This window comes from Streptomyces sp. NPDC002574, assembly GCF_042889545.1.
Taxonomy (GTDB): domain Bacteria; phylum Actinomycetota; class Actinomycetes; order Streptomycetales; family Streptomycetaceae; genus Actinacidiphila.
This window is the reverse complement of sequence record NZ_JBIARB010000005.1, coordinates 161,611-183,904: the sequence shown is the minus strand read 5'-3', so window position 1 is coordinate 183,904 and position 22,294 is coordinate 161,611. Positions and strand designations below refer to the sequence as shown.

Genomic DNA, 22,294 nt, shown 5'->3' with positions numbered 1-22,294 from the left:
CCGTGCGGCCCGGCCGGGGCGTCACCCGATCGGCCAGAACCGACTATTGACGCGGACGCATCAAGTCGATAGGTCTATACCAGATGCTTTGGTACAGACCAACTCTGCGCCTGTTCCCGCCTGTGGAGGCATGGATGCGAAGAACTCTGGCCCTGGTCACCGCGCTCGTCGGAGCGCTCGTCCTGCTCCTCGCCCCGCCCGCCGCCGCGGCCACCCCGACCGCGGCCTTCGTGAAGACGTCGACCTGGGACACCGGATACCAGGGGCAGTACACGATCACCAACGGCGGCACCGCCACGCTCAGCGGGTGGACCGTCGAGTTCGACCTGCCCTCCGGGACCTCCGTCGGCTCCTACTGGGACGCGCTGCTCACCCAGAGCGGCAGCCACTACACCTTCAAGAACCGCGACTACAACGGCACTCTGGCCCCCGGTGCCACCGCCGCCTTCGGCTGGGTCTCCACCGGCACCGGCGCGCCCACCGGCTGCAAGCTCAACGGCGGCTCCTGCACGGGCGGCGGCGGGGGCAACGACACCACCGCGCCCAGCGTCCCGTCCGGTGTGACCGTCGGCTCGGCGACGAGTTCGTCCCTCACCGTGCGCTGGACCGCCTCCACGGACAACTCCGGCAGCGTCGCGGGCTACGAGGTCTCGCGGGACGGCGGCACGGCCGTCGCCGTGACCGGCACCTCGTACACCGCCACCGGCCTGTCGGCGAGCACCGCCTACGCCTTCCGGGTGCGGGCCAAGGACGCGGCCGGCAACACCTCCGCGTACAGCACCGCCGTCAGCGGGACGACCGCCTCCGGCGGGGGCACCAACCCGCCGCCCGGCGGCGTTCGGACCGCCCCCTACGTCGACATGGGCGCGTGGCCGACGCCCAGCCTGACCGCCATGTCCTCGGCGAGCGGGCTGAAGAGCTTCACCATGGCCTTCATCACCGCCTCCTCCTGCAAGGCGATGTGGTTCAACGCCTACGACCCGCGCGCGGCGTGGGGCAAGGACCAGATCGACGCCATCCGGGCGGCCGGCGGTGACGTCAAGATCTCCTTCGGCGGTGCCTCCGGCATCGAACTGGCCCAGGCGTGCGGGACGGTCGACGCGCTCTACAACGAGTACAACGCCGTGGTGAACGCCTACGACCTGACCTACGCGGACTTCGACATCGAGGGCGCGGCCACCGCCGACCCCGCCTCCGTCGCCCGCCGCTCCCAGGCGCTGGCCCGGCTTCAGCAGGCCCACCCCGGGCTGCGGATCTCGCTGACCCTGCCCGCGCTGCCCGAGGGGCTGACGGACGACGGACTGTCCGTCGTGCGCTCCGCCCGGGACGCGGGCGTCACCCTGGACGTCGTCAACATCATGGCGATGGACTACTACCGCTCCACCGACTACGGCGACGCCGCCGTCCAGGCCGCCAACAGCACCTTCGCCCAGCTCAAGACCCTCTACCCGGGCAAGAGCGACGCCCAGGTGTGGGCCATGACCGGGGTCACGCCGATGCTCGGCCAGAACGACGACGGCCACATCTACGACCAGGCCGACGCGCGGCAGCTGGTCGGCTTCGCCCAGGGCAAGCATCTGGGGATGCTGGCCTTCTGGGAGATGACGCGGGACCGCAACGCCTGCAACGGCGCGCTCTACATGTGTACGAACATCGCGCAGTCGCCGTACGAGTTCTCCAGGATCTTCGCGGGCTACAGCGGCTGACGCCGCGCCGGCGGCCGCTGCGCGCCGCACCGTTCGCTGCTCCATCGGGCCGTCATCGCGTACGAAACGCGGTGGCGGCCCACTGCTTTCCGGCCGATGTGGAGATGATGTGTCGGGCCGTGAAGGCGCTTTCACGGAGTCCGCGACTCCGCTGAGTCCTTTCACCGGACGCCCAGCCCCGCCCCAAGTGCGACACAACGGATAGTGCACAGTGTGAACAATCGGTGACTGAAAGTCGCGGAGCGATGTGACGCGGACGTGTCCGATGCACAAGACTCCGGGACGTCCGATTACCGGAGCGAGAGCCGAAGGAGTGTTCGCTATGCGGTTCAGTGCGGTGAGTGCCTGTCTGGCCCTGGTGGCGGCGGTGAGTTCGGCCGGCATGGCGGCCGGCACCGCAGAGGCGCGGCCGGCCGGTGCGACGAGTCTGTACGCACCTTCCGCCGTGGTGCTGTCCGTGGGCAAGGGCGGGGATCCGGCCACGGCGACGATGCAGCGCACGGTGGTCCTGCGGTGCAGCCCGACCCCGTACGGCGACCACCCGGACCCGGTGTCCGCCTGCGCGGAACTCAGGGCGGTGCAAGGTGACTTCGCGGCGCTGACCGCCGAGGCCCCCGGTGCGAGCTGCACCCGCATCTGGGACCCGGTCGTCGTGACCGCGGACGGGGTCTGGGAAGGCCGGCGCGTCACCTTCAGCCGTGCGTTCGGCAACGCGTGCATGTTGCGTGGCAGTGACACGCACGGCGTCTTCGCCTTCTGACGCGCCGTCGGGAAGACGGTGACGGCGAAGGCGTGACCCGAAAGCCACGGGGTTCACCGTGGGGGAGAACCCTGTGAGGGGCGGCCGACTCGTGGGACGGAGTCGGCCGCCCCTGATTTTTTTCGGTGCGCACCCAGATTTTTGTGAGTGCGCACGGGGATGTGTGCGCATCCAGGAGTGGCACAGCAATCCCCCTTAGTTCAAGGGGGGTTGACGCGGTATTGGTCTAGTCCTACCGTCATCCGTCAATCGCAACGTTCACGGGTGAGTCCCCTGTTCACCCTTGTGAACGTGTGTGTCGTCTCCTGGGAAGGCGTCCCCCACATGTCCCCAAGATCACGCAGCCTCCTGTCCACGTCCGTCCTCGCCCTCGGCGCGGCCCTCGTCGCCGCCCTGCTGTCGGCGGTCCCCGGCACCGGTCGCGCCTCGGCGGCCCCTGCCACCTTCACGCACCCCGGCGTCCTGGTCAGCCAGTCCCAACTCGACTTCGTCCGCGGCAAGGTCCAGGCCGGCGCGCAGCCGTGGAAGGCCGCGTACGACCAGATGATGGCGTCGCCCTACGCCTCGCAGTCGCGAACCCCCAAGCCGCGCGCGGTGGTCGAGTGCGGCTCGTACTCCAACCCCAACTACGGGTGCACCGACGAGCGCGAGGACGCGATCGCGGCCTACACCAACGCGCTGGCGTGGTACATCACCCGCGACAGCAGGTACGCGCAGAAGGCGATCCAGCTCATGGACGCCTGGTCGGCCACCATCACCGACCACACCAACAGCAATGCCCCGCTGCAGACCGGCTGGGCCGGCTCGGTGTGGCCGAGGGCCGCGGAGATCATCCGCTACTCGTACGGCAACTGGCCGAACGTGAACCGGTTCGCCACCATGCTGCGCACCGTCTACCTCCCCGAGGTCATCAACGGCTCCAAGAGCAACGGCAACTGGGAGCTGAGCATGATGGAGGCCGCCATCGGCATCTCCGTCTTCCTCGACGACCGCACCTCCTACGACAAGGCCGTCACCCGCTACCTCAACCGCGTCGCGGCCTACGTCTACCTCGACACCGACGGCGCGCTGCCGAAGACCGTGCCCGGCAGCGGGCTCGACACGCGGGACGAGATCGTCGGCTACTGGCAGGGCCAGTCCACCTTCGTGACCGGCCTGACCCAGGAGACCTGCCGGGACTTCACCCACACCGGCTACGGCATCTCCGCGATCTCGCACGTCGCCGAGACCAGCCGCATCCAGGGCCAGGACCTGTACCCGCAGGTCGGCGAGCGACTGCGGCAGGCGCTCGGCTTCCAGTCCAAGTACCAGCGCGGTGAGGCCGTGCCGTCCTGGCTGTGCGGCGGGCACCTCAACCTCGGGCTCGGACCGGTGACCGAGGTCGGCTACAACGCGATCCACAACCGCCTCGGCTACGCCATGACCAACACGCAGGCGCTGACCGAGTCGCAGCGGCCGGCCGGCAGCAACAACCTGTTCGTGGCCTGGGAGACGCTCACCCACGGGGATAACCTCTCGTGAACCGGCAGAGGTGATCTGCGGCGGAGGAAAGCGGAGGTGAGCGGCCATGGCCGTACGTGTGGAGCGCAGCGGGCCCGTCACGACGGTGGTGCTCTCGCGCCCTGAGGCGCGCAACGCCGTCGACGGTCCGACCGCACGTGAACTGGCCGCCGCCTTCCGTGAGTTCGACGCCGATCCCGAGGCCTCGGTCGCCGTGCTGTGGGGCGAGGGCGGCACCTTCTGCGCGGGTGCCGACCTCAAGGCCATCGGCACCTCGCGGGGCAACGAGGTGACCGAGGTGAGGGACGAGGGGGACGGCCCGATGGGCCCGACCCGGATGCGGCTGGGCAAGCCGGTCGTCGCGGCGATCTCCGGTCACGCGGTGGCCGGCGGCCTGGAACTCGCCCTCTGGTGCGACCTGCGGGTCGCCGAGGAGGACGCGGTGCTCGGGGTGTTCTGCCGGCGCTGGGGGGTGCCGCTGATCGACGGCGGCACGGTGCGGCTGCCACGGCTCATCGGGACGTCGCGGGCCATGGACCTCATCCTGACGGGGCGTCCGGTCGAGGCAGCGGAAGCGTACGCCATGGGCCTGGTCAACCGGGTCGTCCCGGCGGGCGGCGCGCGTGAGGCGGCCGAGCGGCTGGCGGCGGAGATCGCGGCGTTCCCGCAGACCTGCGTGCGGCACGACCGGCTGGCCGTGCTGGAGGCCGAGGGTCTCCAGGAGGGCGCGGCCCTCGCCGCGGAGCTGCGGCACGGCCGGATCTCGCTCGCCGAGGCGGCCGAGGGCACGGCCCGCTTCGCCGCGGGCGCGGGTCGGCACGGGTCGTTCGGGGAGGACGGGCCGGTCACGACGCCTTGACGCGGGACACCGACGTCCAGGGCCGGCCCCGGCGGTGCTCCCGGCCGCTCTCCTGGGAGTCCGGGCTCAGGTGGAAGGCCATGGCCTCCTGCTGAGGGGTGGCCGGGTCCAGGTAAGGCCGGCGGATGGCCGTATCCGCCGCGCGTTGTTCGAGCGGGGTGATCACTGCCCGTCCGACGCCGTGGCGCCGCTCCGCCGGATGCACGCGGACGCGCGGTTCGGCGACGAGGAGGTCGCCGCCCGCCGCCACGCACCAGCCGCGCACATCGGCCGGATCGGTTCAGCCGACGGGACCCCGGCCGTCGGGGCGCGCGGCGACGGACCCGGGGGCCGGCTGTGGCCCCGATGCCGGGTGGGGCGTTCAACGCCCGCGCCTGGACGCTGCCGGAGGCCACCGGACATCGGCATCCGTGACCGGGGCGTGCGGGGTGGCTGGTTCCCGTGTGTGGGCTGTGTGTGCCCTCTGGACAGCGGAATGTCATGGGCACTTAAATCTGGCTCCGTTTCACCTCCCCACCGCGCATGCGCCTCCGCGCACGTCCCCGCGACCCGAGGAGCAGGATGCAGCACTCAATGAGACGCGCCGTCACCGCGACCGCCGCCGTACTCGGCACCGCCGCGCTGACCGCGGCCCTTCTGGTGCCGTCGGCCGCGTCGGCGGACCACGGGAACCTCCCCTCGCGCGCCACCGCCGTGGCCCGCGCCGACGCCGCGGTGAGCCTGCCGGCCGGGCAGGGGCGCACCGTCCGCGACGTCGTCGTCGACCCCGACGGCGCTCAGCACGTCCGCTACGACCGCACCTACCGCGGACTCCCGGTCCTCGGCGGCGACATGATCGTGCACCTGGCCCGCGACGGGTCCGTCGAGGGCACGCAGCGGGCCACCGGCGCCGACCTCGCCGTGCCCGGCGTCACGCCCGCCGTCCGGGCCGGCGCAGCCGCCGACAAGGGCCTCGCGGCCCTGCGCTCCGCCCACCGCGGCACGGCCTTCCGGCAGGCCAAGGCCAAGCCCCAGCTGGTCGTCGACGCCCTGCACGGGACGCCGCGGCTGGCCTGGCGCACCACCGCCGTCGGCCTGGACAGCCTCGGCAACCCCGCCGCGCGCGTGCTCGTCACCGACGCCCGCACCGGTGCGCGCATCGACGCCTGGGACGCCCTGGAGACCGCCGCCGGCGACGGCGCGTCCCTCTACGGCGGCACCGTCCCCCTGGAGACCACGCCCAGCGGCAGCAGCTACCAGCTGAAGGACCCGACCCGGGGCAACACCTACACCGGCGACGCGCAGAACAAGACGGACCTGTGCCTCTTCGGGATCTGCTTCTCCCGCGCCCCCGCGGTGCTCTTCACCGACACCGACAACCACTGGGGAACCGGCACCACCGCCGACCGTGCGACGGCCGCCGTCGACGCGCAGTACGGCACCGACGAGACCTGGGACTACTACAGGACCGTCCACGGCCGCAGCGGCATAGCCGGGGACGGCAAGGGCTCGTACAACCGCGTCCACTACGGCAGCAGCTACAACAACGCCTTCTGGGACGACAGCTGCTTCTGCATGACCTACGGTGACGGCGACGGCACCACCTTCGGGCCACTGGTCGCCCTCGACGTCGCCGGCCACGAGATGTCGCACGGCGTCACCTCGCGCACCGCGGGCCTCACCTACTCCGGCGAGTCCGGCGGCCTCAACGAGGCCACCTCGGACATCTTCGGCACGCTGGTGGAGTGGTACGCGGGCAACGCCTCCGACACCGGCGACTACCTCATCGGCGAACGCATCGTGAAGCCCGGCTTCGGCAAGGCCGCGCTGCGTTTCATGGACAAGCCCTCCAAGGACGGCAGTTCCGCCGACTGCTGGAGCTCCGGTGTCGGCAGCCTCGACGTCCACTACTCCTCGGGCGTCGCCAACCACTTCGCCTACCTGCTCGCCGAGGGCAGCGGCGCCAAGACCATCAACGGCGTCAGCTACAACAGCCCCACCTGCAACGGCTCCACGGTGGGGGGTATCGGGCACGACAAGCTCGGCAAGATCTGGTACCGGGCCCTGACCGTCTACATGACCTCCTCCACCAACTACGCGGCCGCCCGCACCGCCACCCTCAAGGCCGCCGCCGACCTGTACGGCGCGTCCGGCGCCGACTACGCGGCCGTGGCCGCGGCCTGGTCCGCCGTCAACGTCAATTGACCGCGGCACCGTCACCGGACCCCGCCGGACCGGGCCTCCCCAGGGCCGGCCCGGCGGGGTCCTGGCACACTGGCCGCGTGACGACGACCGACGCGGCGGCGGCCGTGCGCGAGCACGTACGGGCCTTCAACGCCCGTGACCTGGAAGCGCTCCTGGCCGGTTTCACCGAGGACGCCGTGTGGATCACCGGCGGCACGACCGTACGCGGTCGCGCCGCGCTGACCGGGTTCTCCGCCGCGGCGATGCGCGGTCTCCTACCCACTCTGGAGCTGCGGGACGTGATCGCCGAGGGCGCCCGCGCCGCCTGCCAGATGACCGAGACCCTGACCCATGGCGGCGAGGCGCGGTCGTACCCGATCGCCGCCTTCTACGCGCTCCGGGACGGGCGCATCGCCTCCGCGAAGGTCTACCGCGAGGGCAGCGCCGACGTCGTCTGAGGACGTGGCCCCCGCCCGCCCGCGCGGGCGGGGGCCCGGTTCACAGGTCGAGCAGGTGGATGCGGCGCCGGGAGGACGACGGGGTGCCCAGGGTGATGGCCGGGCGGGGGCGGGTGCCGGGGACGGCGCGGTCGAGGCGGACACGGCCGCCGAGTTCCACCATTCCGTGCGGCGCCGTGGCGGTGAGGATCTGGGAGCCCCGGCCCTGGGTGATGTTGAGGGCCCGGTCCAGGCGCTCGGTGAGCAGCAGCGCCGCGGAGCCGGAGGCCTCGACCTCGGCGGGACCGGCGGGGCGGCCGGGGAAGCCGCGGGCGCGGACGCGGCCGGCCGCCTCGTCCTCCCAGGCCCAGGCGTAGAGCCATTCGCCGGGGGCCGGCACGGGGAGGGTGTCGACCTCGCGCGGCGAGGCGTACTGGCGCAGGGTGCGCTTCCTGGCCCACTCGGGGCTGGCCTCCACCCAGTTGAACTCGCCGTCGAGCCGCACGCCCAGCACACCGGCGGGCGTGATCAGCTCGGGGGCGTCCAGCAGCCAGGCGGAGGCGAGCGACGCCGAGCCGGCGAAGGGCAGCTGCCGCCCCGGGATGCGGATGTCGACGACGCCGCGCTCGGCGTCGTTCACGAAGACCGTCTCGGGCAGGCCCGACTGCCGGGCGAAGGTGGCCCGTTCGGCCTCGGTGGCGGTGGCGTCCTCGTCGCGGACGACGGCGACGCGGTTGCCGAGGCCGCCGTCGGGTGCGCAGAAGACGCGGACTATGTCATATCCGGAGTACATGGCTCAGACCTCGACGGGCGACGGGGCGACGGCCAGGCGGTCGAGCGCGGCGGACTGGAGTGCCGTGATGCGCTCGATCACCACGATCAGCAGCAGGGCCGCGGCCGCCATGAGCCCTTCGGCGACCACGAGGCCGGCCATGGACTCCGGGGCGACCTTGAAGGTCGTGGTGAGTGCGAGCCCGTGTCCCACCCAGGCCGCCCACCAGAGGCTCACCAGCGCGGTGTCGCGCTTGCGGTCCCACGCCGCGGAACTCGCGCGCCCGATGGCGAGGACGTGCCGCAACGGGACGAAGAGGTTGACCACGGGGACGAACCACGCGCCGATCAGCCGGCCGCCGGTGGGTACCTGCGCCTCGGGGGACAGCTCCTGCGCGTTGCGCCGGGTCCGGCTGAGCCAGACGAGGAAGAGCACGGTCGACAACGTCATCAGCCAGATGAAGATCTGAGTGCCGAGGACCGAGTCCTGCGGCGCCTCGTCCTGCTGGGACACCAGCTGGGGCACGGTGTGTTCCCGGAATTCCAGAGCGCGGAAGAAGTCCGCGGCGGCGGCCGCGGCTATCGCGGTCTGTGCGGCTCGGACGAGCAGCCGGGGGGCTTTGCGTGGTGGTGACGTCATCGTCGGGGGGCCTGCTTCTCAAGGGCGTGCGCGGGGGCAGCGGACACGGGGCGGAGTGATCATAGGGTGTGATCGCCCTGTGCGCCGACGAGTTGGGGGTCCCGGACCGCGCACGGTCCGGGACCCTTCCTGGTCAGGGCTATGTCAAGGGCCGGCAATACAGTGCGTCGGGTGTACGGGACGAGCCGACGCGGCCGGTGAAGGCGACGCCGGCCGCGTACTCACCGTCGGCGCACTGGCCCTTGTAGTTGCCGTAGGCGAAGTCGCCGCCCTTGCCGGAGGCGGGGCGGTTGTCGCCGCGGTCGAACCAGACCGTGCGGCCGCCCGAGCCGAGGGAGGTGCGGGCGACGGCGCACAGGACGCTGGAGACGGAGGCGCCGCGGACGGCGTAGCCGACCACGAAGTCGCCCTGCGGGCACTGGTACTTGGTGTACCCCGAGGCCCAGTCGCCGCCGGACGCGACGTACCGTTCGTCGGTCACCACCTCGTACGCCCCGGAGGCGGCCCACAGATCGCCCGCGCCGATGTCGGTGCACAGCCCGCGGTTGCCGGTGTGGGCCACCCCCACCAGCCGCTGGCCGTCGGGGCACGCCGCCTTGCGGGCGCCGGAGTCCCAGTCGGGGCGGGCGCGCAGGCGCAGGCTCTGCACGAAGTCTCCGTGGTCGGGACTGAGCATCGACCAGCGGGGGACCGGGTCGACGTGACCCGTCAGGGAAGGCGCGTCGATCAGCCGGGTCCAGGCGTCGGCGCGCCAGTCGTCGCCGTCGTACAGGCCCATGCGGTGCCCGGCCGCGTCCCAGTGGAGCAGGGCCCAGCCGTTGCCCCGGCGGTTCTCGTGCCAGCCGACGAGCGGCCAGTAGGCGAAGTCGGCGTCCGTCCGGATCAGGAAGTCGGTGAAGTTCACGAACCAGGCGCGGGTTTTCGCATCCGTCTCGTCGCGGCCACCGACGCCGAACTCGCTGATCCACAGCGGTGCGGTGAAGTGCTGGTCGGGGGTGGAGGGGACGTAGAAGGCCTGGCGGCGCAGCTCCGCGTACAGGTCGTCGCGCGAGAGGTCGCGGTAGCGCGGGTCGTGGGTCTCGCCGATCCCGGTGGCGCCGCTGTGCCGGGGGCCGGTGTAGCCGTAGAAGTGCGCGGAGTACACCAGCTTCCCGGACCGCACGAGGGTGTGGGAGAGCCGCTGGACGGGCTCAAGGGTGGGGCGGTCGTGGGGGAAGCCGTCGATGGGCAGACCGGTCCAGTTGATGCCCTCGACGATGATCAGCAGGTCGGGGTTCGCCTCCTGGAGGATGCGGTCTCCCAGGTGCTGGGAGGCGGCGAACCAGTCGTGGTCGTCGCCCGACCCCCAGTTGGGGTCGTCCAGGACGGATCGGCGGACCTCGTTGTACAGGTCGGCGCCGACGACGCGGGGGTTGTCCTGGTAGCGGCGCACCATGAACAGCCAGTCGGTCTCCCAGGCCGCGGTGGACTGCGACGCGTTCCAGCGTTCGTTGCCGTCGACGCCGCAGCACCAACGGGTCGTGTTCGTGTGGTTGTTGAGGATGACCGCGAAGCCGGCGTCGGTGAGCGCCCGCACGACGGTGTCGTACACCTGGAGCGGCGTCCTGCCGCGCAACTGCGGATTGGCCGCGACGGAGGCGTCGGTGACGGGGACGGTGTCGTGGATCATCTCGTTGGAGAACGGCAGCCGGACGCTGTTGATCCCCAGTTCGCCGAATCCGGCCAGGATCTCGGCGATCGGGGCGCGGTCCAGGCCCAGCGGCATGCGGCCCGAGTCCTCGCCCGCGTGGTGATCGGCGGGGTCCGCGGTGTCGCCGGAGCCGTTCCAGGTGCCGCTGGCGCCGTGCCAGTTGCCGGACTTGAGTTTGAAGCGGTTGCCGTCGGCGTCGACGATCCAGCGGCCCCGGGTGCTGAGCGGCGGGGTCCACGAGGCGGCGAGCGGGGTGGACGCGGCGGCCGGGGCCGGCGTCGGTGCCTGCGCCGCGGGGGTCGCCGCGGCGACCGGGGTCAGCAGGCCGAGGAGGGTCGCCAGGGCGGCGGCCGCGGCCGCGACGGGATTGCGCACGAGCGTCCTTCCCATGGCTACGGCACCACGGTGTAGCCGTTGAGGCGGTCCACCGCCGACTGCGGGTTGCCCAGGTCGTAGCGGTCCACCGCGACGTAGGTGGGCTTCTTGCGGGCTGCGGGCTCGCAGAAGTTCTGGATGCGGTTGAGGAGCTTGCCGTTGTCCGTGGCGGCGGTGCCGGAGAGGGTCGTGTCCCGGAAGTGGTTCATGACGAAGAGCGGGTGGAAGCCGGTCTCCTCGCGGGTGAGGGGGACGTTGACCCCGGAGCCGTACCAGCGGCTGTAGCAGGACCAGTCCGAGCTTCCCGCGCCCGAGCCCATCGACCAGTAGTTCTCGACCGTCCACTCCTGCTGGTACATCACGCCGAAGCTGTCGCGGGTCAGGCCCCCGGAGTCCGCGGCGCGGGTGCGGTCGGTGAAGATCATCAACTGTTTGCCGCGGGCGGCCAGGTCGGCCGTCGTCGGCCAGCCGTGCTCGCGCACGCCGTCCTGGTCGGGGCGGTACAGGACGTCCTGGAGGCCGTCGACGCGGGCGAGTTCGGCGCGCAGCACGTCGGCGGAGACGTAGTCCTCCAGGAAGACGGTGACGAACTGACCGGGGTGCCGCTCGAGGAAGTCCACCATGCGCTGGACGTCCACCCACAGCGCGACGGGGCGGCTGACCAGCGTGCAGCTGTCGTGGCAGAGGATGGCACCGTCCGGGGTCTGGTGGATGTCCATCATGAAGCCGCGCACGCCGTCGTCGAGTTGCTGCGCGATGCCGCGCGACTGGTTGGGGAAGAAGTTCACGAACGGCGGGGCGAACCCGCCGTCGACGCCGTTGGCGTACGCGTTGTGCGCGGTCAGGAAGGTGACCTGGTCGAGGGTGCGCTGGTCCGCGGGCGGCATCGTGGCCTGGGGGAGCGGCGCGGGGGTCAGGTACCAGCGGGCGAGCGGGCCGTCGGCGCCGAGCTGCGGACGCTCGGGGTACACCCCGCCGGCGGGCGCGGCGCCGAGGGCGAGGCGGTCGGTGCTGCCGGGGACGCCCAGGGCGTAGGTGCCCGGGTCCGCCGCGGTCACCTGCCACACGGCGCTCGCCCCGCCGCACGCCACGACCGCGGCCTCGGTGCCGGACCGGCCGAGGCAGTGGGTCGCGTCGTCGGTGCTGCGCAGTTCATGACCGCCGGGCACGGCCGCGGCCGTCCACTGCTGGTGGTCCTCGTCGCCCTTGGGGCGGTGCAGGGCCACGGAGCCGCCGGACGCCGGGGGCAGGGCGGGGAGGGAGATCGCCGCGACGGCGGCGGCCACGGCGCAGGCGCGGGCGAGGTGGGGGGAGCGGAGACGGTCTCTCCGAGGGTAAGTCATGCGCATGACATACCATCAGGCGCGCCCGCCCGGAAAGCATGCCGGGCAGCCGCCATCGGACCGCCCGCGGCACGACGGTGCGGATTCGTCCGGGAGTCAGGGGGGATTCACCGGCGCCGCCGTTCCGGCCGGGCAGCGGCGTGCGGTCGGCCCTCGCGATGGTGCCCGCGCGTTGGCCGGGGCACGAGCGTGGTGCGGTCGGTCCGGCTCCTGCGCGTCCGGCCGTCCGTCGCCGTGCGTCCGGGCCGCCGAGTCAGCGGCGTCACGACGGTCAGCCCCGGAAGGTCTCCGGCGGGGACGGGGGGCCTTGGGGGTGGCGCGCCACCGTCACCCGCGCGCAGGCGAGGTCTTGCGCGGTGCGCCTGCGCGATGGGTCGCGCTTCGGCCGTGTCGCTGGGGCAAAGTGCCGACGCCGCTTGCCTCGGGGGCTGCCGGTCCGGCTCCCGCACGTCCGTCGCCGTGCGTCCGGGCCGCCGGGACGCGGGCATCATGACGGTCAGCCCCGGAAGGTCTCCGGCGGGGGCAGGGGGCCTTGGGGGGGGCGCGCCACCGCCACCCGCGCGCAGGCCGGCGCGGTTTCGCGCGGAAGGACGCGGGGTCTTGTACGGTCCGCCCGGGCCCGGCTGCCTCGGTGCCTGCCCGGTCGGCCGGCGCGGCGAGCGTGGCGCGGCGCCGGCCGGACGGAAGCGGTTCCCGCGCGGTACGCCTCCGCGAGGGCCTGCGGGCCACCCGCGGGAGCCTGTACCAACGCCCCCAGCCGCAGGCTGGGGGTACGGACGGCCGCCGGCGTGCCTACGCTTCGGCCTCGTTGTTCTCGGGCTGGTGTTGCTGGTCGGTGCTGCGGCGGCCGGCCCGGTTGTAGCGGCGTCGGTCCGGGGCGGGGGACAGCGGCGGTGGTTGGGGGGCCATCCAGGCACCGGCGGCGGACTCCTCGGAGTCGAGCACGTCCTCGCCGTAGAGGGCCTGGAGCCAGTTGGTGTGGTAAACGGTGTCGAGGTAGCGCTCCCCGAGGTCGGGTGCGATGGCGACGGCGGTGAGGTCCTCGGGCGCGTCCTGCCGGGCGAACCACTCCATCGCGCCGCTGACCACGGTCCCGGTCGAGCCGCCGAACAGGAAACCGCTTTTGGCCATGCGGTGGCAGGTGCGAATCGTGTCGGCCTCCTCGACGAGCACGACCTCGTCGACGAAGGACTCGTCCAGCAGCGGCGGCCGCACCCCCATCCCCAGACCGGGGATCATGCGGCGGCCCGGGGGACCGCCGAAGGTGACCGAACCGATGCTGTCCACCGCGACGACGCGCACCGGGCGCTGCCACTCCCGGAACCAGCGCGCGCAGCCCATCAGGGTGCCCGTGGTGCCGGCCCCGACGAAGAGCACGTCCAGCTCGGGGAACTGCCGGGCGATCTGCGGGGCCGTCGTGCGGTAGTGGGCCCTCCAGTTGCCCGGATTGGTGTACTGGCTGAGCCAGACGTACCGGTCGTCGGAAGCGCACAGCGCGCGCACGTAGTCCAGCCGCGCCCCGAGGAAGCCGCCGTTGGCGTCCAGCCCGGCGATCACGTGCACCTGGCTGCCCAGCGCCTCCATCAGCAGCCTGGTGGAGAGGTTGCAGCGGGAGTCGGTGACGCACAGGAACCGGTAGCCCTTGCTCGCCGCGATCATGCTCAGCGCCACGCCCAGATTGCCGGACGACGACTCGACCAGGATCGATTCCGGGGTGAGAAGCCCCTCCCGCTCCGCTGTGTCCACCATCTCGATGGCCGCTTTGAGCTTGATCGAGCCGGCGAAGTTGAATCCCTCGCACTTCAGGTACAGCGAGTGCCCGAAGATCGACCGCAGGTCGACATAGAGTTCCGCCTCGTTGAAGGCGTGGGGGGCGGAAATGATTGGCACGACGGCCTCCTCATCTGCACGACGATCTTTTCTGCTGGGCGTGACGCATAGACCTCCTCAAGGGACGAGTCGCCTCATCCGTACCGCCTGAGTTCATGGAAGAAGTCGTCGACGACCGTCAGTTCCCCGGAGCGGACCACCTCGTCGTAGACGAACTTGCCGACCGCGAGGTCGAGCACGCCGAGGCCGAAGGGCGAGAAGACGATCGTCTCGTCCGCGGGCACCGCGGCCCGTCCGGTCATGACGTCGAACAGGGTGCCGTGCAGGAAGTCCCGCCTGCCGGTGAGCTGTTCGGCCAGGTGCGGCGAGGTGTCGGCCTTCAGGCAGTGCTCGACGTCGTCGACGACGTTGAAGGAGTCGAGCACGATCTCCGGCGCGAGGTCGCGCAGCGACACGTGCAGCACCAGCGGGTGGTGCGCGAACCAGGACCGCTCGGACACGTGCGGCCGGCCCGCGACGGTGGCGAACACCACCAGGTCGCTGGAGCGGATCACCTGCTCCGCGCTGTCGTACCGGGTGACGCGTCCGGCCGCGCCCGACTGCTCCAGGTAGCCCTGGAAGCCCGCCGCGCTGTCGGCGGACAGGTCGTGCACGCCGACCTCGTCGAACGTCCAGCCGGTGCCGGTCAGATAGGTGTGGACGTAACGGGCGATCAGCCCGGTGCCGATGAAGCCCACGCGCGCCGGGCGGGTACGGCCCCGGCTGAGCCGGTCGGCGGCGAGGGCCGCCAGCGCGGCCGTCCGGGTGGCGCTGATGATCGAGCTCTCCAGGCAGGCGAACGGGTAGCCGGTGCCGTGGTCGTTGAGGATCAGCACGGCCGAGGCACGGGGGATGCCCGCCGCCACGTTCTCCGGGAAGCTGGAGATCCACTTCAGGCCGTCCACCCGCAGGTCGCCGCCGATGGAGGCGGGCAGCGCGATGATCCGGGAGCTCGGCCGGTCCGGGAAGCGCAGGAAGTACGAGGGCGGGTTCACCGAGTCGCCGGCACTGTGCAGCCGGTAGGCGGCGCCGACCAGTTCGGTGATCTCGTTCTCGCGGCCCTGGAGGGCCCGCTGGACCTGGCCGCCGGGGATCACCGCGAACGACGGCACCGCGGCCGGTCCGTGGGGCACGGCCGGTCCCGGCGCCGGGGTGACGGAGTCGAGGGCGGTCATCCGGAACCCACCTCCACCGTCGGCGCGCAGTCGGTCAGGCGCACCGCGTCGGCCATGCCGACCAGCACCTCGCGCGGCCCGGCGAAGGGCTCCCTGCTGTGCGCGGTACGGATGTTGTCGACGAGCAGCAGATCGCCGGACTGCCAGGGCTCGCGGACGGTGTGGGTCTCGTACACGCCGTTCAGCAGCCGCACCACGTCCTCGCCGACCGGGTCGCCGCCGCCGAAGCGGGTGTTGAACGGCAGGCCGTCGGGGCCGTAGACGTCCACCAGGTACTCGCGCACCTCGGGGTCGAGCGTCCACTCGTTGAGGAACGCGATCTGGTTGAACCAGCAGCGCCGCCCGCTGAGCGGGTGCTCGACCACCGCGCTGCGGCGCTGGCGGGTGCGGAGCGTGCCGTCGGGCTGCCAGTCGAACGCGATCGCGTGGGCGCGGCAGTAGTCCTCCACAGTGGCGCGGTCGTCGGTGCCGAACGCCTCGGCGACCGTCGCGCCGATCTCGTCGTTGTAGCTGCGGGTGAGCAGCCAGCCCTCGCGTTCGAACCGCTGGACCAGCTCGTCCGGCAGCGCGTCCAGTACGGCCGTGGCGTCGGCGACCGCGGTGGCGCCGCCCTCGTCCGGCGCCTGGAGGCAGGCGAACATCATCAGGCCGGGGAACTCCAGCGCGTAGCTGAGTTCGTGGTGCATGCACATCGGCTGGTTCTGCGGCCACTTCGTCGAGGAGTACACGCCGCCCGGGTGGGACTGCCGGGGGGCGAAGGACTCCCGTTCGGTCATCAGGCCGCCGGAGAGCCGGGCGAACACCGCGCCGGTCCCGGCCGCGTCGTGGAGCCCGAGGCCCCGGACGAGGACCGAGCCGTGCTCGGCGAGGACGCCGCGCAGCGCGTCGCGGTGCGCGGCCGCCCAGGCGGCGGCGTCGTCGGCGGAACGGGCCTGGAGCAGGGGCGGCGCCGTCGGGCGCAGCTCCAGGTCGAGCAAGGAGGGCGGGGACGGTGAGGTCGACAAGTCGGTCTCCTCTCGGATGCCGGTCATGACGTGGCCGGCAGGGGGACGGCGCGCAGGACGGCGGCCGCGGCCGCCTCGGGACAGGTGCGCAGGAAGTAGTGGCCTCCGCCCGGGATCTCGTGGAGGTCCACGTGCTCGGCCAGCAGGCGCCATTCGGGGTAGCGGCGCCGGTGGTCCGCCGTGCGCGGATCGTCCGCGGCGACGACCACCGTGACCGGCACCGCGAGCCGGGCGGCCCACGGCTTCTCCAGGGCGTGGGCGAGGTAGCGGTGCGCCGACACGCAGTCGTGGCGGTAGGCGGCGGCGACGTGCCCGGCGCGCGCGGTGTCCAGCTCGCCGAGCTCGGGGTGGCCGCCGGACGCGTTGAGCCCGATGGTCAGCTCGGCGTCGCCCAGCGCCGTCAGCTCGGCGACCTCGGCGCGGCGGCCGGCGGCGTCGCCCAGCAACTGCGCGGCGAGGAAGACCCGTCGGACCTCCACGCCGCGCTCGCGCAACCGCCGAGCGGTCTCCAGCGCGTAGGCGGCGCCGGAGGAGTGGCCCCACAGCATGACCGGGCCCGCGCCGCGCCCGGCGACCTCCGCGGCCACCTGCTCGACGACCTGCGTCATCGGGGCGAACGGCTCGCCGTCGGCGGCCGGGTCGTGGCCGGGCAGCTCCACCGCGAGGACGGCGGGCCCGGCGTTCCCCAGGGCCTTGGCCATCGGCTGGAAGTTGACCGCGTTGCCACCGGCGTACGGGAAGCAGACCAGCACACCGGCGCGCGCCGGGTCGCCCGGACTCAGCTGCTGCAGCAGGCCGGAGCGCCGGGCCGAGCCGCCGGTGGCCCCGGCGCCCAGGAGCCCGGCCAGGTCGGCGAGCACGGGGTGGCGGGTGACGTCCTTCAGTGAGACGGCGCGGTCCAGCAGGATCGCCATCCGCACCGCGGCCAGCGAGGTGCCGCCGCGCTCGAAGAAGTCGTCGCGCCGGTCGACGCGGTCCTCGGGAATGCCGAGCACCTGCGCCCAGGCGGCCGCCAGCCGCCGTTCGGCCGGGGTGCGGGGCGCCTGGCGCTCGTCCTCGGTGACGTCCAGTTCCCCGGCGAGCGCGGTGAGCGCCTTCCGGTCGATCTTGCTGTTGGCCGTCAGCGGCAGGATCTCCCGCCAGTGGAAGGCCGAGGGGATCATGTACGCGGGCAGGGAACGGCCCATCCGCTCCCGCAGGATGGCCGGTTCGACGGGCTGCGGACCGGAGTGGAAGGCGACGAGCCGCGCCCCGCCGTCCGCCCCGTCCACGACCACCACCGCGCCGTCGCGGACGCCGTCCACCCGCACCAGGGCGTTCTCGATCTCGCCGATCTCGATGCGGAAGCCGCGCACCTTCACCTGGCTGTCCTGGCGGCCCAGGAACTCCAGGGTGCCGCCGGGGTGCCAGCGGCCGTAGTCGCCCGCCCGGTAGAGCCGGCGGCCCGGGTGGTGCGGGTCCTCCCCGAACGCCTGCCGGGTGCGCTCGGGGTCGTTGACGTAGCCGCGGCCGACGCAGACGCCGGAGAAGACGATCAGGCCGGGGGCGCCGAGCGGCACGGGGGACAGGTGCTCGTCGACGACGTACACACTCACGTTCCGCACGGGCGGGCCGAGCGGGACCCAGTCGGTGTCCGGCGGCCGGTGCATGACCGCGTGGTTGGTGTCGTCCGAGGTCTCGGTCAGGCCGTACGCGTTGACCAGCGTGACCCCGGGCCGGGCCGCGAACCAGCGCTGCGTCAGCCCCTTCTTCAGGGCCTCGCCGGTGACCGACACGCACCGCAGGTCGGGGAGGTCGCGCGGCCGGCGTTCGAGGGCGGACAGCACGACCTCCAGGTACGACGGCACGACCTGGAGCACCGCGACCCGGCCCTCGGCGACCCGGTCCAGGAACCGGTCCACGTCCAGGATCACGTCCTGCTCGACGATGAGCGTGCGCCCGCCCGTCAGCAGCGCGGAGACCAGTTGCCACAGTGAGATGTCGAAGCACTGCGGCGCGGTCTGCGCGACCACCTGCCCCTCGGCGATCCCCAGGTCCTCGATCTTGGCGAGCAGGTGGTTCAGGAAGCCCGCGTGCTCGCACATCGCGCCCTTGGGCTCTCCCGTGGAGCCGGAGGTGAAGTAGATGTACGCGAGCTGGTCGGGCGTGACCGGGATGCCGAGGTCGGCGCCCGAGTGGTCCTCCTCGTACGCGGTGCCGACGAGCATCTTGCGGACCCCGGGCAGGTCCGGCAGCGCCTGGTCCAGCGTGCCGGTGCTGCCGGGCTCCGTGACCACGAGCGTGCAACCCGCGCGGGACAGCACGGTGGCGATGCGGTCGGCCGGAAAGTGCGGCTCGACGGGGAGGTAGACACCGCCGGTCTTGAGGACGGCGAGCACCGTGGCCATCCAGTCAAGGCTGCGTGTCGTCACCACCGCGACGACGCCCTCGCGCCGCAGCCCGCGCGCCAGCAGGGCCCGGCCCAGCCGGTTGGCCCGGGCGTTGAGCTCCCGGTACGTCCACTGCCGGTCGCCGTGGACGGCGGCGACGGCGTCCGGGTGCGCGCGCACCCGCTCCTCGAAGAGCTCGTGGAAGGGACGGCGGGGCAGCTCCCGGCGCGGTCCGGTCATCTCCTCCAGTTGCAGGTGGAGTTCGGCGGGGGAGAGCAGGCTCTGCCGGGCGTGCTCGTCGCCGGGCCCGTCGGCCATCAGCCGTAGCGCGGCCAGGTGGTAACCGACGATCCGGGCGGCGCCGTCCGCGTCCAGCACATCGGTGCGGTAGCGCAGTCGCAACCCGGGCGGCGAACCCTGCCCGGTGACACCGACCCACAGCACGGTGGTCCCGGCGGGGTCGCCCCCGGCGCCGTCGCCGGTGGGGTCCAGGACGGTCTCGAACGCGGGCTCCGTACGCCCGAGTTCGCGGAGCAGGGCGTCGAGCGGGACGTCCTTGTGCGCCGACACCGCCGAAGCGGCGCGGTGCGCGTCCCGCGCCAGCGTCCGCCAGGTCGTGGGCCGGGTGGTCAGCCGGCAGGGCAGCGGCGGGGTGTCCGCGGCGGCGACGAAGCCGGTCGTCACGTCCGCCTCGCCCGCGAGCGCGGCCAGCACCTTGGCGTGCGCGGCCAGCAGTACCGAGCCGAACGGCACGCCCAGTTCGCCGGTCAGCCGGTCCAGGGCGGCGACGAGGTCGGCGGGGAGGGCCGCGGCGTGCTCGCCGAGGCCCGGCGACGGGTCCGCGGTCCAGCGGGGGATCGCGGTGAAGCCGCCTGCTGTGAGCACACCGCGCCAGAACTCCCGGCCGGTGTCCGCTGCTGTGTTCATCGGAGCGTTCCTCCACTCACCGCTGACGCGGCGCTACTCTCGGCCGATCAGGGTGCTGCCGCAGGCGGGGACGCCGTCGTGGGGGCCGCCCGGGGCGGCGGTCCGCGGGGCGGCGGGCGCGTCCTCCGGCATCTCCCGCGCGGGGTTGCCGCCCCACCGGGCGTGCGGGGGCATTTCCTCGCCCTTCATGAGGAAGGAGTCGGGGGCGAGTTCCGCACCGTCGTGCATCGTCACGCCGTAGTGGACGAGGGCACCGATGCCGAGTGTGCAGCCGGCCCCGAGCGTGATGCGGTCGGACTTGAAGGTGCCGTCCTCCTGGGAGTGGCACTGGACGACGGTGCCCTCGTTGAGCGTGCAGTCGTCGCCGATGGTGGTCAGGGAGCGTTCCGGCAGGAAGCAGCCGTCGTCGAAGACCCGCTTGCCGATGCGCACGCCCATCAGCCGCCAGATCACGCTCTTCAGCGGCGTGCCGTTGAAGAACATGACGAACAGTGAGGCCGCGGTCACCTTCCAGTAGCGCTCGTGCCGCCAGAAGGCCCGGTCGTAGATCGAGCAGTAGAGCGGCTGCAGCCCGCGGAAGCCGGTGGCCGCGCGCTCGGCGAGGACGAGGTAGGCGGCGGTGAACGCCAGCGTCACCACGTTGGCCAGGGCGACCACGGCGACGCCGTACGCCGGGTACAGGTCGTACAGGTCGGCGGCGAAGGACGCGATCAGGGCGACGCCGAAGAAGTACAGCCACCGCATCAGCAGGTGCAGGCCCATGGTGACGGCGTTGTGCCGGTTCTTCGCCGTCAGGCGGGCGTGGAACTCCTCGCCGCTCTTGAGGTCGTCGAAGCGGCTGTCGCGCAGAACCGTGCGCGGGATCTCGAAGCTCGGCGAGCCCAGCAGCCCGACGTTCTCCCGGACCTCGCCGTCGAGCGGCACCATGACCTTCGTGGCGAGCAGGCAGTTCTCGCCGGTCCTGCCCCACGCGGGATAGGCGATGTGGTTGCCGAGGAAGTTGTGGGCGCCGATGGACACCCGCGTCACGCGGAAGGAGGTGCCGGAGTACTCGGCGTTCATGATCGACAGCCCGTCGGCGACCATCGTTCCGCTGCCGACGGAACTCAGGTACGGGTTCTCGTGCTTGACCTCGGTCCCGAAGTTGGAACCGGTCTGCTCGACCTTCGACAGGTCGTACCCGAGGTGGCGCAGGTAGTGGACGACGGCCGAGCTGTCGCCGAACAGCGTGCGGTAGAACCGCCGGTTGGTGAGCAGGCCGATGGCCCGGTGGACGCCGTAGCGGAATCCGTAGAGCGCGTACACGGTGTCCGGCCGGACCAGCGGGTTCAGCAGCCGCGGCAGGGTGACGACGAGGAGCAGGCCGAGCAGCACGGCCCCGAAGAAGAAGATGAGGGACGCGACCATGGCGTCGGCGTAGAACGTCCACGAACTCAGCGCCACGGGCCCGGGGTCGATCAGCGTGGCGAACTGCGGGACCACGGCCAGCAGCAGGGACACGCCGCCGACCGCGGCGGGCACGTACAGCGTCACCGCCATCAGCAGCTGGGACAGGCTGTACCCGGTCTTGCGCGCCCCGCCGCAGTCCGCCGCGGGCAACGTCATGAAGTCCGCACCCGCCCCGGGCTGCGCCGGTGAGCCGTGCCAGCGCTCGCCGGCCGGCACGCACTGGCCCCGGTGCAGGGAGGACGCGTGGGCGAGCTGCGCCCTGTCGCCCATGGAGACGCCGATGTCGAGCACCGTGACCTCGCCGACGAAGACGCCCTTCCCGAGGGTGACCGGGCCGGTCTGGATCACCCCGGCCCGCGCCCGGTAGCAGCTCAGATAGGAGTCCTTGCGGATCACCGAGCCGTCGCCGATGGTCAGCAGGTCGGTGCAGACGGGCAGATGGCGGGACAGGACGGTGACACCGCGGCCGATCCGCGCCCCCAGGGCCCGCAGGTAGAAGGAGTAGAGCGGCGAACCCACGAAGAGCATCAGCGGATTGACGCGGATGAGCGTCTTGGCGCACCAGAAGCGGAAGTACGCCAGGCTCCAGATGCGGATCTGCTGCGGCTTCCAGCGGCCCACGAGCAGCCACTTGCCGAGCACGGGCAGGACGCACAGGGACAGGAAGGCGCCACCGCCGAAGACCACCGAGCGAAGGTAGGTCGCGAGCAGGCCGTGCCCGGCGGCCGTCCATTCCGCGCCGGTGGTCGCGATCAGTGCCACCACGTACGCGTAGCCGAGGAAGAACAGCACCTGCAGGGTTCCGCACAGCACATGGTGCGGGGTGCCGACGGGCTCGGGCAGGGCCGGGGTCGCCGCCGGGGCCGGGGCCGGGGCCTCGGCGGCGGGGGACGGGCCGTCCGTCTCCGCGAGGGCCGCCGCGAGGGCGCGCACCGTGGGGTACCGGTAGATCTCGCGCATCGAGACGGCGGGCAGGTCGGCGTGCTTCCTGACCCGTGCGCAGAAGTGCGCCATCACCAAGGAGTCGGCGCCCAGTTCCTCGAAGAAGTGGCCGTCGGCGGGCACCCGCTCGACCCCCAGCAGGCCGGCCAGCAGGTCGGCGAGGATCTCCTCGGTACCGGCCGCCGTGACGGTACTTTCGCGCTGGGTGGTTGAAGGTTCACCCGAATCGTGCGCCAGGAGTTCGACGGATTCGTCCACGATCTGAGCTCCTTGAGGAGGTGTCGCCCCGCCGGCTGTCGGTGCCGCCGACCGCCG

At 72.5% G+C, this 22,294-nt stretch carries 16 protein-coding genes; 6 read left to right on the top strand and 10 right to left on the bottom strand.

Annotation, left to right across the window (positions count from 1 at the left end):
- Positions 1-134 precede the first annotated feature (134 nt).
- The 4 genes from ACFYXS_RS13345 (at position 135) to ACFYXS_RS13330 (ending at position 4,825) form a co-directional block, all read left to right on the top strand.
- Positions 135-1,706 carry a cellulose binding domain-containing protein gene (locus ACFYXS_RS13345; RefSeq protein ID WP_389247236.1) on the top strand — a complete coding sequence of 524 codons (1,572 nt, stop codon included), beginning with the start codon at positions 135-137 and terminating at the stop codon, positions 1,704-1,706.
- A 322-nt stretch (positions 1,707-2,028) separates the two neighbouring features.
- Positions 2,029-2,466: a subtilase-type protease inhibitor gene (locus ACFYXS_RS13340; protein ID WP_389247234.1), complete on the top strand. Its 438-nt coding sequence runs from the start codon at positions 2,029-2,031 to the stop codon at positions 2,464-2,466.
- A gap of 324 nt (positions 2,467-2,790) precedes the next feature.
- Complete coding sequence (locus ACFYXS_RS13335) at positions 2,791-3,987, top strand: alginate lyase family protein (RefSeq protein WP_389247231.1); 1,197 nt, start codon at positions 2,791-2,793, stop codon at positions 3,985-3,987.
- Between the two features lie 46 nt (positions 3,988-4,033).
- Positions 4,034-4,825 carry a crotonase/enoyl-CoA hydratase family protein gene (locus tag ACFYXS_RS13330; protein ID WP_389247229.1) on the top strand — a complete coding sequence of 264 codons (792 nt, stop codon included), beginning with the start codon at positions 4,034-4,036 and terminating at the stop codon, positions 4,823-4,825.
- Here ACFYXS_RS13330 and ACFYXS_RS13325 read toward each other — a convergent pair.
- Positions 4,812-5,090, bottom strand: a complete 279-nt coding sequence (locus tag ACFYXS_RS13325) for a GNAT family N-acetyltransferase (RefSeq protein ID WP_389247227.1) — start codon at positions 5,088-5,090, stop codon at positions 4,812-4,814. The genes ACFYXS_RS13330 and ACFYXS_RS13325 overlap by 14 nt on opposite strands.
- A gap of 308 nt (positions 5,091-5,398) precedes the next feature.
- Between ACFYXS_RS13325 and ACFYXS_RS13320 the strand changes: the two genes are divergently transcribed.
- The gene (locus tag ACFYXS_RS13320) at positions 5,399-7,009 is read left to right on the top strand and encodes a M4 family metallopeptidase (RefSeq protein WP_389247225.1); all 1,611 of its coding nucleotides are present in this window, start codon (positions 5,399-5,401) and stop codon (positions 7,007-7,009) included.
- 77 nt (positions 7,010-7,086) lie between these two features.
- Positions 7,087-7,446 (top strand): nuclear transport factor 2 family protein, encoded by a 360-nt coding sequence (locus ACFYXS_RS13315; protein WP_389247223.1) that lies wholly within the window; start codon positions 7,087-7,089, stop codon positions 7,444-7,446.
- Positions 7,447-7,486: 40 nt separating this feature from the next.
- Here the strand turns inward: ACFYXS_RS13315 and ACFYXS_RS13310 are convergent, their stop codons facing one another.
- The 9 genes from ACFYXS_RS13310 to ACFYXS_RS13270 all read right to left on the bottom strand — a co-directional run bounded on the left by ACFYXS_RS13310 (position 7,487) and on the right by ACFYXS_RS13270 (position 22,240).
- Positions 7,487-8,218 (bottom strand): PhzF family phenazine biosynthesis protein, encoded by a 732-nt coding sequence (locus ACFYXS_RS13310; protein ID WP_389247221.1) that lies wholly within the window; start codon positions 8,216-8,218, stop codon positions 7,487-7,489.
- Positions 8,219-8,221: 3 nt separating this feature from the next.
- Entirely contained in the window at positions 8,222-8,836 is a 615-nt protein-coding gene (locus ACFYXS_RS13305; protein ID WP_389247219.1) for a DUF4328 domain-containing protein, read from the bottom strand.
- Between the two features lie 139 nt (positions 8,837-8,975).
- Positions 8,976-10,916 carry a glycoside hydrolase family 5 protein gene (locus ACFYXS_RS13300; protein WP_389247217.1) on the bottom strand — a complete coding sequence of 647 codons (1,941 nt, stop codon included), beginning with the start codon at positions 10,914-10,916 and terminating at the stop codon, positions 8,976-8,978.
- 2 nt (positions 10,917-10,918) lie between these two features.
- Positions 10,919-12,244: a PI-PLC domain-containing protein gene (locus tag ACFYXS_RS13295; protein WP_389247215.1), complete on the bottom strand. Its 1,326-nt coding sequence runs from the start codon at positions 12,242-12,244 to the stop codon at positions 10,919-10,921.
- Between the two features lie 792 nt (positions 12,245-13,036).
- Complete coding sequence (gene sbnA / locus ACFYXS_RS13290) at positions 13,037-14,134, bottom strand: 2,3-diaminopropionate biosynthesis protein SbnA (protein ID WP_389247213.1); 1,098 nt, start codon at positions 14,132-14,134, stop codon at positions 13,037-13,039.
- Positions 14,135-14,208: 74 nt separating this feature from the next.
- Complete coding sequence (gene sbnB, locus ACFYXS_RS13285; protein ID WP_389247211.1) at positions 14,209-15,288, bottom strand: 2,3-diaminopropionate biosynthesis protein SbnB; 1,080 nt, start codon at positions 15,286-15,288, stop codon at positions 14,209-14,211.
- Positions 15,285-16,319, bottom strand: coding sequence for a TauD/TfdA family dioxygenase (locus ACFYXS_RS13280; protein ID WP_389247209.1), 1,035 nt, complete (start codon positions 16,317-16,319; stop codon positions 15,285-15,287). Before ACFYXS_RS13280 ends, sbnB begins: the two co-directional genes overlap by 4 nt.
- A complete protein-coding gene (locus tag ACFYXS_RS13275; RefSeq protein ID WP_389247207.1) occupies positions 16,316-19,588 on the bottom strand; it encodes an amino acid adenylation domain-containing protein in 3,273 nt (1,090 codons plus the stop codon). Before ACFYXS_RS13275 ends, ACFYXS_RS13280 begins: the two co-directional genes overlap by 4 nt.
- Before the next feature lie 33 nt (positions 19,589-19,621).
- A complete protein-coding gene (locus tag ACFYXS_RS13270) occupies positions 19,622-22,240 on the bottom strand; it encodes a Pls/PosA family non-ribosomal peptide synthetase (RefSeq protein WP_389247964.1) in 2,619 nt (872 codons plus the stop codon).
- Positions 22,241-22,294 lie beyond the last annotated feature (54 nt).